Source organism: Maribacter aestuarii (assembly GCF_027474845.2).
Taxonomy (GTDB): Bacteria; Bacteroidota; Bacteroidia; order Flavobacteriales; family Flavobacteriaceae; genus Maribacter; species Maribacter aestuarii.
Genome location: NZ_CP107031.2, coordinates 1,455,981 through 1,470,385 on the forward strand (window position 1 = coordinate 1,455,981; position 14,405 = coordinate 1,470,385).

Below are 14,405 nucleotides of genomic sequence, written 5' to 3' on the forward strand. Positions count from 1 at the left end.
TTATTCCATCCTCCTTAACCACGATTTCATGTCCACTTCCTTATGAATAATAGCTTTTAATTCAGTTATAGCGACACGTTGTTGCTCCATCGTATCCCGATGACGAATGGTAACCGTATTGTCTTCTAAAGATTGATGATCTACCGTAATACAGAACGGTGTGCCATTGGCATCCTGTCTCCGATACCTACGCCCTACGGCGTCCTTTTCATCGTACAGCACATTAAAATCCCATTTTAGGTCCTCAATAATTTCTTGGGCCAGTTCTGGTAAGCCATCTTTTTTAACCAATGGAAAAACGGCTGCTTTGGTAGGTGCCAATACCGCGGGTAATTTTAAAACCGTTCTGGTAGTATTGTTATCCAATTCCTCTTCTACAAGCGAGTTGGAAAAAACAGCCAAGAACATTCTATCCAAACCTATTGAAGTTTCCAGTACATAGGGTACGTAGTTCTTATTTGTTTCGTAGTCAAAATACTGAAGTTTCTTTCCAGAGAACTTTTCGTGACTACCTAAGTCAAAATCGGTACGGGAGTGTATTCCCTCCAACTCCTTGAACCCGAATGGAAAACGGAATTCTATATCTGCAGCTGCATCAGCATAATGTGCCAATTTCTCATGATTGTGGAAACGATAATTATCTTGTCCCATTCCCAATGAAAGGTGCCATTTCATCCGCTTGTCCTTCCAAACCTCGTACCATTCCTTCTGGGTTCCTGGTTGAATGAAAAACTGCATCTCCATTTGTTCGAACTCCCGCATTCTAAAGATGAACTGTCTTGCAACTATTTCATTTCTAAACGCTTTTCCTGTTTGGGCAATTCCAAAAGGTATTTTCATGCGTCCACTTTTTTGGACGTTCAGAAAATTCACAAAAATACCTTGGGCTGTTTCTGGTCTTAGATACAGGTCCATTGCATTTTCAGCACTAGCCCCTAGTTTGGTTCCGAACATAAGGTTGAATTGCTTCACATCGGTCCAATTTTTAGAACCGGACATGGGACAAGCAATATCCAATTCTTCAATTAGAGCCTTTACATCTTCCAAGTCCTCTTTCTCCAAAGATTGACCCATTCTTTTAAGTATGGCTTTCCCTTGTTCTTGGTAATCAACAACTCTTTGATTGGTGGCTAAAAATTGTTCCTTATCAAAAGTATCTCCAAATCTTTTTGCCGCTTTCGCGACCTCTTTTTCAATTTTTGCATCAATCTTACCAACATAATCTTCTATCAATACATCTGCCCGGTATCTTTTCTTGGAGTCCTTATTGTCTATTAAAGGGTCATTGAATGCGTCTACGTGTCCAGAGGCTTTCCAGATAGTGGGATGCATAAATATAGCAGAATCCAACCCAACGATATTGTCGTTGAGCTGCACCATGGCCTTCCACCAATATTCGCGGATATTCTTCTTCAGTTCAGCACCGTTCTGCCCATAATCATATACGGCACTTAGACCATCATAAATTTCACTGGATTGGAATACATAGCCGTATTCCTTTGCGTGGGATATAACCTTCTTAAAATCGTCTTCTTGTTTTGCCATGCGGCAAAAATAGAATTTTAGCCTGCAAAAGTATAATTATTTCAATTGAAATTCAGAGGAGGCAAGTAGCCGCTCGTCCTCAAAAACATTAAGCGTGTAGACACCTTCTTGGAGGGAACCCTCAGGTATGGTTATAAAATCACATATGTTGGTCTCAACGCCCATAAACACAAACTCAACTCTTTTACTGTATATATTCCCGTTCACCGTAATGGTATTGGCATTGTCCTCAACAATCTGTTTGTTGGGATCAAGAAACTGAAAGTATAGGATTTTATCGGCATCCAATTCACTCGGATCGGCCACAACTGTGACACACCCCCTTAATTTCTCTATGGTCGATGCCTTATTTGTTTTTATAGGCCTACTACTACGCATCCTAAAACCGCTACCCTCGGAGTTTTGTAACTTCAAATAGCTCTTGGTCTTTAACTTTTGGTTTAGTTCCAATATCTTTCTACGCTGCAGCGCTTCGGCCTCTGCCAGGGAGCTACTGTTCGCCCTAAGAATTTCTATTTGGTTACGGGACTCCTCGTACTTGTCCGTAAGTAACATGTTATTGTAACGTAGAAAATTATTCTTTAATCGTAGACTATCGTTCTTGGCCTCTAAGCGACGAAGTTCTGTTTTAAATTCCCGAAGTTTATCTATGGTGAAGTTCAACCTTCCAACAGAATCCAAAAGTTGCTGTACTTTATATTTTGAAGTTTCAAGCTCAATTTCATAAACCTCGCTGAGCGTAGAGAGATGGTCTACATCAGCTTTCATTATAGTTAAGTCCTTTACCAATAAGGCCTTCTCTTGTTCTAAAAAATTTATCTGAGCATTGGATTGCGCATAGCTATAATAAAAGGCTATAAGTATACCAATTATTACTGCAACCAGAGCACCAAGGATTATTTTATAATTGAATTTATTATCTTGACTATCCATCCAAATAATTGGCCTTAAAGTAGGTTAATTTAAAACTTGAGATTTGTTACGCACTAAGCTTTCAAATATAGTAAATGATGTAAACACCCTCCTATTACCTATGGTGTGTTTTGGATGTAACGCTCGATTAAATAGAGGAGAGAAGTTATTATGTACCGTTTGTCGACACGAATTACCGCTCACCGAATACAACTTTAACGTTGAAAATGGGGTAGACCGTATTTTTTATGGACGAATTAACATTAAAAAGGCAAGTTCCTTTCTGTATTTTACGGAGCAGGGAATCGTTAAAAACCTTATTCATCAGCTAAAATACAGGAATCAGGAACAGATTGGGGGCTTTCTAGGGGACTGGTACGGTCAAATTTTGAAAGAAAACGATTTCCTAAAAAATATACACTACGTAATCCCTGTTCCATTGCATAAAAAGAAACTAAAAAGCAGAGGGTATAACCAAGTAGCGCTTTTTGCACAGAAAATTTCGGAACATATTAATGCGGAATATCTAGAGAATAACCTTATAAAAACCGCAAACACCCGTACGCAGACCAAAAAAAATAGACTAAGTAGGTGGTATGACAACCGGTCCTTATATGAGGTAATAGACCCCAATTTACTTAAGAACAAAAATATACTTTTGGTCGATGATGTAATTACCACTGGCGCCACTATGGAAATCTGTGGACAAACTTTAAAAAATATTGAGGGAACCTCAATATATATTACCAGTATGGCAGTAGTGACTTGATTTAATTTTTCTACAAATAAGTCGTTTCTTTGTCCTGAGAACAAAAGATATGCTAAGACGAATAATTGCCGGCTTTTTTATACTTTTTGCGGCCTTTGCATTTTATCAATGTGCACGCAAAGGGACTCCCACAGGAGGCCCTAAAGATGAAACTCCACCCGTGCTGTTGAAGGCGGAGCCAGAAAACATGACCATCAATTTTGACGCAAAAAAAATCAGACTTTATTTTGACGAGCTTGTTAAATTAAAAGATGTCCAGGACCAGCTTATTATATCCCCTCCGCTTAAATACCCTCCTGTTTTAACTCCTCAAGGTGGTGCCAATAAATTTATAGATATTACGATTAAGGATACCCTCTTGGAAAATACTACTTACACCTTAAATTTTGGTCAAGCTATCGTAGATAATAACGAAGGGAACCCAAATCCGTTCTTGACCTATGTGTTTTCTACCGGAGACTATATAGATTCATTGGAACTCGCCGGGGTCGTAAAAGATGCCTTTAATAAGGACACCGACGATTTTGTGAGCGTTATGCTTTATAAAATCGACTCTGCTTATACCGATTCTACATTATACAACAAACCGCCAAATTATATCACCAATACACTTGATAGTACTATAATCTTCAGGTTAAAAAATCTAAAGGAAGGTAAATATGCTTTATTTGCCATGAAAGATGCCGCCAAGGACAATATCTTTGACCAAAAGACCGATAAAATTGGTTTTATCAACGACACCATAGAATTACCTACAGATTCTATTTATAGGCTTGACCTTTTTAAGGAAATTCAGGATTATGGGGTGGCCGTGCCCTCGATGGTGGCGAAGAACAAAATAAGTTTCGGTTATTACGGCGAGGGTAGTGATGCGACGATTACTCCTTTGACAATACTACCGGATACCATAAGAACCAAAGTATTGAAAGAAAGGGACAAGGACACTTTAAATTTTTGGTTTACGCCATTCGAAATGGATTCTATCGTTTTTACGGTTAAAAACGAGGCCCTGAAGATTATAGATACCTTTACTGTTAAAAGTAGAAAGGTAGAAATGGATTCTTTACTCTTGAGCCCAAACCAGCAGGGAAACCTAAACTTTGGGGAACAATTAAGCATTAATGCAAATACTCCTTTAATTGCTTTGGATAGTTCCAAAATCAGTATGACTAACAAAGATTCATTATCCGTTGAATATGAAGTCAAGCTGGATTCTTTAAAAAATAGAATAGACTTTAAATTCATACCCGAGCCCAATGAAAGTTATAGAATCAATCTTATGCCAGGCGCAGTACAAGATTTTTTTAAAAATACCAATGATACGATTGTTTACAGTCTGGGAACTAAAAGTTTAGCAGATTATGGAAACTTAAGATTAAATCTGGTAGGAAATAACATCTCATATCCTCTAATAGTACAACTTACCAATGAAAGAGGTGAATTAATAAGAGAGGCTTATGCCACTGCTCCACAGATTTTTGAGTTCAATAATTTAAATCCTGGAAACTATTTGGTGCGAGTTATTTACGATGAGAACGAAAATAGAAAATGGGATACGGGAAGCTATCTAAAAAGAATACAACCGGAAAAGGTCATCTATTATCCCGGACCGATAGAAATGCGAGCCAATTGGGAAAAGATAGAGACCTTTAATTTAATAGATTGAAATTTCAATTCCCTAGCTTTGTTTTGGTACAGATTTTGCACATTTAAAAAATACTAAATATAAAATTCTATGAAAAAATACATACACTTGCTTTTTTTATTGGTAGCCTACTATGGCCTAGGTCAAGTTAGTTATACAACTGAGGAAGGTGCATCCTATCAATTTGACAATAATATTAGTGGCCATGTGATTAGAGTTTCTGATAATCATGGAAATGATGTAAAAGGGTCAGAATTCTTAAATGTAGAATGGCAGCAGGCTACAGTTATCGATAGAAATACAAAGAAAAAATTCAAACTTTTAGCAAGGTTTAATGCCTACACAAAAGAAGTGGAAATTCTAAAGGAAAAGGATATTATTTCTTTAACCCCTGCGGATGGTATTTCAGTTGAACTGGAAGGTAAGAATTTCGTGCCCTTCAAACCAGTTGACAATCCCAAACCTATCTTTGCCGAGGAACTTGTGAATGGAAAACTGAGTTTATTTAGAGTGTATGATACTAAGGTAATTAAGGCTGCATCCGATTCAAATCTATTAGGAATTGATAATGAGGATAGACTAACAATCAGTGACAACCTCTTCATAAAAAAGGAAGATGGTACGGTCTTGGAATTTTCATCTAAGAAAAAAAACATCGAAAAACTATTTGACGAAAGCACTTTGAAATTCGCTAAAAAAGAAAAGCTTTCTGTAAAGAAAGATGAAGATTTAATTGATATAATTAAATTTTATAATACAAAGACCTAGCTGTCAATTGAGAATGAATTCATCCCTATCCTCTAGGAATCGTAGTTTCCTTCTGGTGTCCTGAATGTGGTCTTTATTGATTACTACCTCCATTACTTCTTCACGGGTTGAAAATGCTAATTGCACGCCTAAAGCATCATAAACCGCAGAATGACCATTGTATTTATAACCGTTGCTATCAGAGCCAATACGGTTAACACCTATGCAATAGGACATATTTTCAATTGCCCTGGCCTTTAAAAGCGCATCCCAAGCATTTATTCTGGGTTCCGGCCAATTGGCAACGTAGAGAAGAACATCATAATTCGCAGTATTTCTACTCCACACAGGGAACCGTAAATCATAACAGATCAAAGGGCAAAACCTAAACCCCATAAAATCGATCAAAATTAATTTATTCCCAGCTTCATATTTTTCATGTTCACCAGCCAAAGTAAATGTATGCCTCTTGTCATAACTAGATACGGTGCCATTCGGTTGAACAAAAAATAGCCTATTATAATAGCCGCCATTTTCATTGAAAACAGAACTCCCAATTATAGCAGCTCCTGATTCCACCGCCTTTTCCTTCATCCAAGATATGGTTTTAGGTCCTTCGTCCTTATCAATATGTTCTGGGGACATAGTAAAACCGCTTGTGAACATTTCTGGTAAGACAATAAGTTTTACGTCCTTAGAAATGCTATCAATTTTTTTGGAAAACATCAATCTGTTTTCCTCTGGACTCTCCCAAAATAGAGAAGACTGTACCAAGCCAATTTTTAAAGTCTGGTTCATAAATCATTTAAGTTTGAAGGAATCATCACACTTGAGAAAAACTTTTGTAAATCGTTGCTAGATGCATTATTTAGTAGGAGGCTAAATCATAATATATTATAAGGTCCTTAGGACAACAAATCTATCAACTCCTGTACTCCGTGAATTTTCGCATGGTCCAATGCTGTATTGCCTCTAGCATCTTTGATCTCTTTATCGGCTCCATTTTCCAATAAAAGTTTCGCAATTTCAACTCTCTTGAAAGTGGCCGCATAAATTAGACCAGTCGCTCCCATTGTATTCCTTTCATTGATGCTAGCTCCCTTTTCGATAAGAATTTTAGCAATATCGACATACCCTTTAAAACATACTCCCATCAATGCAGTGTTCCCAGAAGCATCCTTAGCGTCAATTTTTGCACCATTTTCCAACAACAGTACCGCAATATCCAGTTCATCGGAGTAGGTCGCCAAAATAAGTGGTGTGGAGCCCCTATCATTCTTGCTGTTAACCAAGATTGCGTTTTTCTCCAACATTGCTTTGACCTCCTTGAAGTTTCCATTTCTTATTTCGTTGAAAAAAAATTCGTTCATATAATTGCGTATTAGGACTAAAATTATAAAAAAACAATGACCCTTTCTCCTTAGATCGTCATAGTTTTAAAAATAACTAACACGACATATAATTTTTAGGTCGTAAGTGTTTGGTTATCCTCTGCGAGGTATTTAAATATAATTTCTTACAATTTAAATGTATTTTCCTACGTTAAAAGTGTACCTTCATTCTTAAATCATAGTATATTGGAAACCTTAATGGTAGATTTTCTAGTAAAAGATGCTCCATCGGCGATTGCGGTACTAGATACTAATCTGAAATTTGTGAGCTGTTCAGACGTTTGGCTTGATGATTTTGATATTGATAAAAAAAACTTCCAAACCAAAGGCTTCTCCACTATTTTTAAAGAAGCGCCAACATTATTACATAAAGCCCTTAAAGACTGCTTGAATGGTGAAAATCAGATAAATAAGGGCCAAAGGTTTTCGTTACCAAGCGGAAGAATCCAATGGTTAAAATGGAAAATAAATTCTTGGAAGGATGCCGATGGCAATGTTTTGGGTCTATTTATTTCTCTTGAAGATATTACAGAAGAGGAACGGGAAAAAGAATTGCTCTTAAAAGCGGAAGAAGTATCAAAAGTAGGCGGCTGGGAGGTTAATATGACGAAGAGTGAGGTTTACTGGAGCAGGGCCACCAAAAGCATCCATGAAGTTCCTAACGACTATATTCCAAACTTAGAAGAGGGAATAAATTTTTATAAAGAGGGGGAACACAGGGAAAAAATAACTCAGTTGGTTACCAAAGCCATTGCCGAAGGAAAGTCTTGGGATACTGAGCTTATTATCGTTACCGCAAAGGGAAATGAAGTTTGGGTACGCGCAAAAGGTGAAGCGGAATTGGTTAATGGCAAATGCGCCCGAATATTTGGGACGTTTCAAAATATTGATGAGAAAAAGAAAGCGGAAATAAGATATCAAAAAATTGCAGAGCGCTTAAAAATAGCCACCGAAAATGCCAATATAGGTATATGGGAGTATGACATTGTGAACAACAGTCTTATTTGGGACGATAACATGTACAACCTATACGGGCTTAATAAGGGTGATTTTTCAGGGGAGTATGCTGCCTGGGAAGCTGGAGTACACCCGGAAGATAAGGAAAGAGGTGCCCACGAAATTGATTTAGCCATTTCAGGAGTCAAAGAATTTGATACTGAATTCAGGGTCCTTTGGCCAGACGGAACCGTAAGGAATATTAAAGCTATAGCCAGCACGGAGAGAGACGATAAAGGTAAGGCAATTAAAATGATTGGGGTAAACTGGGACATTACTCCAATGAAGCAGGCAGACTTTAAGATTAAAGAAATGGCCGAACGGCTAAATGTTGCAACGCGTGTGGCAAACATTGGTATTTGGGACTATCAAATAAAGGAAAACCAAGTACATTGTAATGATAATATGTATGATATGTACGGTATTTCAAAAGACTCCTCAAACATGCTGGAAGAGTGGATGAACCGAATTCATCCAGAAGATTATCCGGAGGTTCAAGAAAATTTACAATCTACAATTGATTCCGGAAAACCTTTCAATACAAAATTTAGAGGTATAAAGCCGAATGGTGATACCGTTCATCTTGTTGCATTTGGAGAGGCACAATATGATTTAGAAGGTAAAGTAGATAAAGTAATAGGAGCCAATTGGGATATCACGGAGTTATTACACACTAAACTTAAACTCGAACGCAGCAAGGAATCTTTTTTAGAAACATTTGAGAATTCCGCCATAGGAATGGCCTTGGTAGGGCCGGATAATAAATGGATTAAAGTAAACAAGACATTTTCTAATAGTTTGGGCTATACCCAAAAGGAACTCATGGGCCTGAGTGTGCAAGAAATTACACATCCAGATGATTTAGATAAGTCCATGGAGATGATTGATCAATCTTATTCAAACAAAAGGGATAGTTATCAAATGGAGAAGAGGTACTTTAATAAAGAGGGCGCTATAGTTCATGCAATGCTGACGGTAACTATTGTACGGGACGTTTACGGCGGCGTTTCCCATTCTATTGCCCAAATATTGGACATGACAGATAGAATTAAAGCAGAAAAACGCTTGAGTACTTTGGTCAACGTCACCAAGGAACAAAACGAGAGCCTTCTAAATTTTGCCCATATTGTTTCCCACAATTTACGGTCGCACTCCACTAATATGTCCATGCTAACAAAATTCTTAGTTGAAGAGAAAAAAGAAGAAGAACGCGAGAATTTGCATGGCATGCTCATTAACGCTTCCAATAGTCTATCGGAGACCATAGAACATTTGAACGACGTGGTACAGGCGAAAACAGGGGCATTGGAAAAAATGCAATCTGTAAATCTAAGCAATACATTTGAAAAAATAGAGAAGGGCATACGCGGTCTAATAGCGGAGCAAAATGCAATTTCTAAAGTAAACATTGATAAATCCCATTTTGTGGAGGCAGTACCGGCCTATTTGGAAAGTATTCTTTTAAACTTGTATACAAACGCCCTTAAATATAGAGCACCCAACAGAAGCCCCATAGTTGAAATATCAACTATCTTAGATAATGACCACGTTATTATTGAATTTAAGGATAACGGACAGGGCATAGATTTGGAGAGGCACAAAGACAAGATTTTTGGAATGTACAAAACCTTTCATAGAAACAAAGACGCCAAAGGCATTGGCCTATTTATCACCAAGAACCAAATAGAGTCTATGAGCGGTACCATTACCGTAAAGAGCACCGTAGGTGAAGGTTCTACTTTTTATATTAAACTTAAAAAAGGCTAAATTTATGATTATGAAAAAGATTGAAAGCTGCTGCATTATAGATGATGATCCTATTTTTATTTATGGGACTAAAAGACTGATGAAAGAAATAGATTTTTGTGATTCCATTATGGTCTACAATAATGGACAGGATGCGCTTGATGGACTTTTAGAGCTATCGGAATCTGGGCAAAAAATACCTCCCTACATATTCTTGGATTTGAATATGCCTATTATGGACGGATGGGAATTCTTAGAACAGTTCTCGAAAATTCCCAGTAATAAAATTAAGAAAACCACAATTTTCATAATTAGCTCCTCCGTTGACCCTAGAGATTTGGAAAAAGTTAAAAACTATAAGGCTGTAAATAATTACATTCTAAAACCAATTACACCAACAGATCTTGAAACAGTATTGAATGGGGCTATGGTCTGATACTTCGAATATGGGCCCTAAACTACGTAGTATTACATGCGTAAAACCATAGAGAAAAGGATTTTGAAGATTAAAAATGAAGCCTATTCTTGGGAATACCTAATTTTTTTAATAACTTTTTGTTAAGACTACGGCTCTATGGCATTTCTATCCGTACATCAAGGGAATAGAAAAAAATCTTTTAAAATGGGAACTTTTACAAGTTGTTGCATAATAGATGACGACGAGTTTTTTGCATTCAATGCGAAGAGACTTATGAAGGATATGGGTTTCAGCCAAAATATTCTCTGTTATACCAACGGACAAGAAGCCATAGATGGTATTATAGGCCTAATGATTGAAAATATTCCCCTACCCGAAGTAATTTTCTTAGATGTTAATATGCCTAAAAAAGATGGATGGGAATTTTTGGAGGAGATAAAGAATATTCCCCAAGACCAGCGTAGGCATACCTCTATCTACATTACCAGCTCCTTTGTGAGCCCTGAGTTTATGGAAAAAATCAAATCTTTTGAAATGGTCCATAACTACTTAGTAAAACCCCTTAACGCTAAAATGCTTGAATCTATAATCGCCGCCAAAACGGCATGTTAACTATTATCTTACCCCAGGCGAAAAATCATCTGGAGCCATTTGCGGTAAATTTGTAGTACCGTTGCTCCCAGTATCGTTGAATAAGATCCATTCCGCAAAGGTATAGATTGGATTTCCTTCGGATATCTCTATCCTTCTTACCGCTCTCCCGTCTTCAAATTCATGGTTGGTACCCGAACCGTCTTCCCCTATGACCCCAAAAACATCGATAACGGTCCCAAATGGGTCCACCAGCTGAAGGTTATCGTCCCCATTTGAATCGGCAGGAGAATTCGTTCCTACTGCAACATCCGGAGCAAAGCCATATACATTTTCAAACTCTACGGCATTCGGTGAAATGACCAAAGTACTCTCCGCATCAATACTAAAATCAGATAAATCCAAAGAGGAGCTTATTTCCGAACTAGCATTAGTATACCTAACTATTCGCCATCCGTTTAAGGACAAAGGTTCGTTTGCGGAATTATATAGTTCCACAAATCTGGCAGCGGCATTATTATCCGGATCGGCGAGTTCCGAAAAGAAAATATTTGTTGATGTAAACTCAGTGATAATATCCTCGCAACGTTCCAAATCGAATTGAATATCATTTAAATCACGAATGATAAGTTGAAACTTACTGTTATCCCGAGTCAAAACTCCGGTAATCGTTCCTCGGGTTTCCGGTAAAAGAACTTCTTGAAAATCAGAAAAACTACTATTTAAAAGGGCAAGTTCATTATCCTCACAATCTACCAACAACCTTTCCGTTTCTTCTCTTTCTACAGCGAAAGGCTGGCCTAAGTCAGTTTCCGAAACTTCTATATCCTTAATAGAAATTAACGCATTAACCATTGTAGTGTCAATTTCTGAAATACGCACCTCCAATGGATCAATAGCCACATTAGGTTCACAGGAAACCATAATATGATTGAATACAGTATTACTCGGAAGTCTACCTACGGATAAGTTACCGAAAGAGCTAAATACACCTCCGACCTTGTAAACACCCTTGGACTTACCCAAATACAGCCCCTTCAGTTTTATAAATATGCGTTGTCCAACATCAAAAAATAAGTGAGAATCGCGTACATCTATTTCAATCTGTAAACCATCCGTAGGGTCCTTAGGCGAATTTTGAAAGTGAAGAACGCTGAAAAAATTCCCTGCTTTATCGGATGAAATTACGTAACCCTCCATTACCAAATCATCCTGTATTTGAATAGTTTCACCGTCATATAAATTCTTGACATCACTGTATGTAGCATTTGGCTGAATACCATCAGCACAATTCAAGGAAGGCATATCAAAATCCCTATTCTTTACGCAATTGCATAAGCACGTGAGGATAATGAAACATTTGAATAAATTTATATGTGATGCTTTTATTATCATTCCTAATTTAGTTTCGCTAAAAACTGATTGCTACATTCAAAAAATAAGTTCGCCCGTATCCGTACCAATACTTTGGTGCAAAAGAAGGCGTGCCGCTCAAATTATCTTGATTTAACTGACCAAAATTACCGTTCCTACTCTGTTCGTAACCTCCCGTCCTAAAAAGGGTATCAAAGAGATTATTAACACTTGCGAAAACACCGATATATTTCCCTTTCTTCAACCAAGACTTACCGCCTACCAAATTCAAAAGGTAAAAATTGTCCAATGGTTTCTGTTCCAGCAGTGCTGCCACGTTTTCCGCAGTTGCATCTGGAAAATTTTGACCCGTCTCTGGATCTAGGAAGAAACTTTTGGTGCGGGTAATCGTAGATATATTGGCATAATTATTACCAAGATAGTTAGCCGTCATGCCCACCCACCAATATTTAGGGTCCCTATACTCAATTCCGAAAGCGAATGCCTTTTGAGGCCCTTGTGCTAACTTATATCCCTTTATGGCCGACGTTCCCAAATCCTTGGCCCCACTTACATCTATAAGTTCCTCATCCGCATCTGCCGTATCAAAATTTATAGTTACGAATGGATCGCTGGCGTAAAGGTATTTTCCTATCGCGGCAACCCCGGACAATTTCACCGTAGCCGATAATTGATATTCCAACCCGATCTCCGTACCCATGTGTAATTTATCCAAGTCTGTCAATACTTCCTGAACAAAGTCCGAACCAACTCCGGCATCCACAAAGAAAAAGTTGATGTCCGTTGTATTTTGAAAACGTGTATAAAAACCGCTCACCCTACCCGTTAGTTTTGGCATTCTGATGTAATAATTCAAATCGACCGTAGATATGGTCTCACTCTGTAGATTTGGCACGGTTAAGTTAGATTCTCTAGGATTAATGAATACATTCTGCAACACGGGAGCCTTTTTAATATAACCTGCATTGGAAACAATCCAGTGTCTTCCCGTTATTTTATAGGTTAGGCCTCCTTTGGTCCCAAAGTTTGAAAAACTCAGTTTTCCACTTTCACCCAAGGAATTATCAGGAAATCGTCCGTTTTCGAATAATCCATTTCTTAGATAGGTAACCGCAGCATATCTTCCGGAGACAAAGGCCTTCCATTTAATAAAATCTAAATTCAATTGTGCAAATGCTTCCGTTTCATTGGCAATTAATTTATAGTTATAATTGAAAATATCTCCTTCTGTTTTATTTAGGTCCCCTGTTAAATCATTTCTCGTGTCAGAAAACGTATCAATGTCCTCATGAAATTCCGCACCCAACAAATCGTTTATTTCAGCATAATTTTCCGAAGATAAATTCTTGTTCGTGACTCCAAAATCCAGTTTTAACTTATCGCTTATTTTCAAGTTCCCATTCAATCGGGCAGTGAGCTGAGTATCATCTACGGTATCATCATATAACAGGTAAGCCGCTTTGCCATTTTGTGATGGGCTGTTATTGGCTCTATACATATTGTTCCAGTCTAGTTGTGGGCTGTTCAAAAAACCCTCTTTGGCTATATTCGCGCTTACAAAATTGGCGCCAATTGGACTGTTAATGTAAAAGCTGGGCAGATATCGATAATATGTAGGATCGGGATTAGGTGCATTAAAATATCCAAGCCTACTCCTAGCATGAGTCCCTGTTTGAAAAGAGATTCCGGTGTTAAGGTTTAAATTCTTGGAATCATAAAAATAATTTAAAAGCACCATAGGTTCCGCAATTTTCCGTTCCCTAGAATTCCTTATATTTCCATCTTGTACTCCCCAATAGGGATTGTATCTATTTCCTACTAGATTAAAAACTTCTTGGGTAATGGCAGAGGACCGTCCCCTTCTATTAGAGGCCAAAATAGTGGTCAATGCAAAACTGTTCTTTTCGTTAAATTGATATTCCAGAGCTCCATAAAACGAATAGGCGTCGTATAAGGTTCCGTTTATATAGCCCTCTTTAGCCCAGCGCCTAGAGGCGGAAAACATATAGGCCAATCCATTTTCCTGTAATCCGGAATTATAGGTTGCCATTAACCTTCCTGTGTAAGTTCTATTGGAAGCCGAACTAGAAATTCGAAACCCGGAGCGTAGACCTGAAGGTCTTAAATCTATGTTGGTATTACCCAATATTCCGCCAAATGTATGCTCGGAAGCCGCTATTCCGTTTGAAAATTCTTGGTTCCGGACAATATCATTAAGTCCACCCCAGTTATTTTAACTAATTATGTAAGTTTATTAAATATTTCTTTAAT

Annotated in this window: 12 protein-coding genes; 6 read left to right on the forward strand and 6 right to left on the reverse strand. The window is 37.8% G+C overall.

Annotated elements, in window-relative coordinates:
• On the reverse strand, positions 1-1,545 hold the full coding sequence (locus tag N8A89_RS06615; protein WP_281541544.1) for a glycine--tRNA ligase: 1,545 nt from the start codon (positions 1,543-1,545) through the stop codon (positions 1-3).
• Between the two features lie 36 nt (positions 1,546-1,581).
• The gene (locus N8A89_RS06620) at positions 1,582-2,478 is read right to left on the reverse strand and encodes a hypothetical protein (RefSeq protein WP_281541545.1); all 897 of its coding nucleotides are present in this window, start codon (positions 2,476-2,478) and stop codon (positions 1,582-1,584) included.
• A 43-nt stretch (positions 2,479-2,521) separates the two neighbouring features.
• Here N8A89_RS06620 and N8A89_RS06625 point away from each other — a divergent pair, with 43 nt between their 5' ends.
• The 3 genes from N8A89_RS06625 (at position 2,522) to N8A89_RS06635 (ending at position 5,639) form a co-directional block, all read left to right on the forward strand.
• Positions 2,522-3,226 carry a ComF family protein gene (locus N8A89_RS06625; protein ID WP_289645148.1) on the forward strand — a complete coding sequence of 235 codons (705 nt, stop codon included), beginning with the start codon at positions 2,522-2,524 and terminating at the stop codon, positions 3,224-3,226.
• A gap of 49 nt (positions 3,227-3,275) precedes the next feature.
• Positions 3,276-4,892, forward strand: coding sequence for an Ig-like domain-containing protein (locus N8A89_RS06630; RefSeq protein WP_289645149.1), 1,617 nt, complete (start codon positions 3,276-3,278; stop codon positions 4,890-4,892).
• Positions 4,893-4,961: 69 nt separating this feature from the next.
• Positions 4,962-5,639, forward strand: coding sequence for a hypothetical protein (locus tag N8A89_RS06635; RefSeq protein ID WP_289645150.1), 678 nt, complete (start codon positions 4,962-4,964; stop codon positions 5,637-5,639).
• A 3-nt stretch (positions 5,640-5,642) separates the two neighbouring features.
• On the opposite strand, the gene N8A89_RS06640 is transcribed toward N8A89_RS06635, so the two are convergent.
• Both N8A89_RS06640 and N8A89_RS06645 read right to left on the reverse strand, forming a co-directional pair.
• Complete coding sequence (locus tag N8A89_RS06640) at positions 5,643-6,416, reverse strand: amidohydrolase (RefSeq protein WP_281541549.1); 774 nt, start codon at positions 6,414-6,416, stop codon at positions 5,643-5,645.
• Between the two features lie 107 nt (positions 6,417-6,523).
• The gene (locus tag N8A89_RS06645; protein ID WP_289645151.1) at positions 6,524-6,988 is read right to left on the reverse strand and encodes an ankyrin repeat domain-containing protein; all 465 of its coding nucleotides are present in this window, start codon (positions 6,986-6,988) and stop codon (positions 6,524-6,526) included.
• Positions 6,989-7,195: 207 nt separating this feature from the next.
• Between N8A89_RS06645 and N8A89_RS06650 the strand changes: the two genes are divergently transcribed.
• The 3 genes from N8A89_RS06650 (at position 7,196) to N8A89_RS06660 (ending at position 10,781) form a co-directional block, all read left to right on the forward strand.
• The gene (locus N8A89_RS06650; protein WP_289645152.1) at positions 7,196-9,772 is read left to right on the forward strand and encodes a PAS domain-containing protein; all 2,577 of its coding nucleotides are present in this window, start codon (positions 7,196-7,198) and stop codon (positions 9,770-9,772) included.
• Between the two features lie 10 nt (positions 9,773-9,782).
• Complete coding sequence (locus N8A89_RS06655; RefSeq protein ID WP_281541552.1) at positions 9,783-10,187, forward strand: response regulator; 405 nt, start codon at positions 9,783-9,785, stop codon at positions 10,185-10,187.
• A 138-nt stretch (positions 10,188-10,325) separates the two neighbouring features.
• Complete coding sequence (locus tag N8A89_RS06660) at positions 10,326-10,781, forward strand: response regulator (protein ID WP_281541553.1); 456 nt, start codon at positions 10,326-10,328, stop codon at positions 10,779-10,781.
• A 3-nt stretch (positions 10,782-10,784) separates the two neighbouring features.
• Here the strand turns inward: N8A89_RS06660 and N8A89_RS06665 are convergent, their stop codons facing one another.
• Positions 10,785-12,065, reverse strand: coding sequence for a DUF5689 domain-containing protein (locus N8A89_RS06665; protein WP_281541554.1), 1,281 nt, complete (start codon positions 12,063-12,065; stop codon positions 10,785-10,787).
• A 106-nt stretch (positions 12,066-12,171) separates the two neighbouring features.
• Complete coding sequence (locus N8A89_RS06670) at positions 12,172-14,280, reverse strand: TonB-dependent receptor (protein ID WP_289645153.1); 2,109 nt, start codon at positions 14,278-14,280, stop codon at positions 12,172-12,174.
• Positions 14,281-14,405 lie beyond the last annotated feature (125 nt).

What these genes read in the sequence shown, in the direction of transcription:
- N8A89_RS06615 (WP_281541544.1), bottom strand. Translation starts at nt 1,545, where the DNA reads ATGGCAAAACAAGAAGACGATTTTAAGAAGGTTATATCCCACGCAAAG.
- N8A89_RS06620 (WP_281541545.1), bottom strand. Translation starts at nt 2,478, where the DNA reads ATGGATAGTCAAGATAATAAATTCAATTATAAAATAATCCTTGGTGCT.
- N8A89_RS06630 (WP_289645149.1), top strand. Translation starts at nt 3,276, where the DNA reads ATGCTAAGACGAATAATTGCCGGCTTTTTTATACTTTTTGCGGCCTTT.
- N8A89_RS06635 (WP_289645150.1), top strand. Translation starts at nt 4,962, where the DNA reads ATGAAAAAATACATACACTTGCTTTTTTTATTGGTAGCCTACTATGGC.
- N8A89_RS06640 (WP_281541549.1), bottom strand. Translation starts at nt 6,416, where the DNA reads ATGAACCAGACTTTAAAAATTGGCTTGGTACAGTCTTCTCTATTTTGG.
- N8A89_RS06645 (WP_289645151.1), bottom strand. Translation starts at nt 6,988, where the DNA reads ATGAACGAATTTTTTTTCAACGAAATAAGAAATGGAAACTTCAAGGAG.
- N8A89_RS06655 (WP_281541552.1), top strand. Translation starts at nt 9,783, where the DNA reads ATGAAAAAGATTGAAAGCTGCTGCATTATAGATGATGATCCTATTTTT.
- N8A89_RS06660 (WP_281541553.1), top strand. Translation starts at nt 10,326, where the DNA reads ATGGCATTTCTATCCGTACATCAAGGGAATAGAAAAAAATCTTTTAAA.
- N8A89_RS06665 (WP_281541554.1), bottom strand. Translation starts at nt 12,065, where the DNA reads ATGCCTTCCTTGAATTGTGCTGATGGTATTCAGCCAAATGCTACATAC.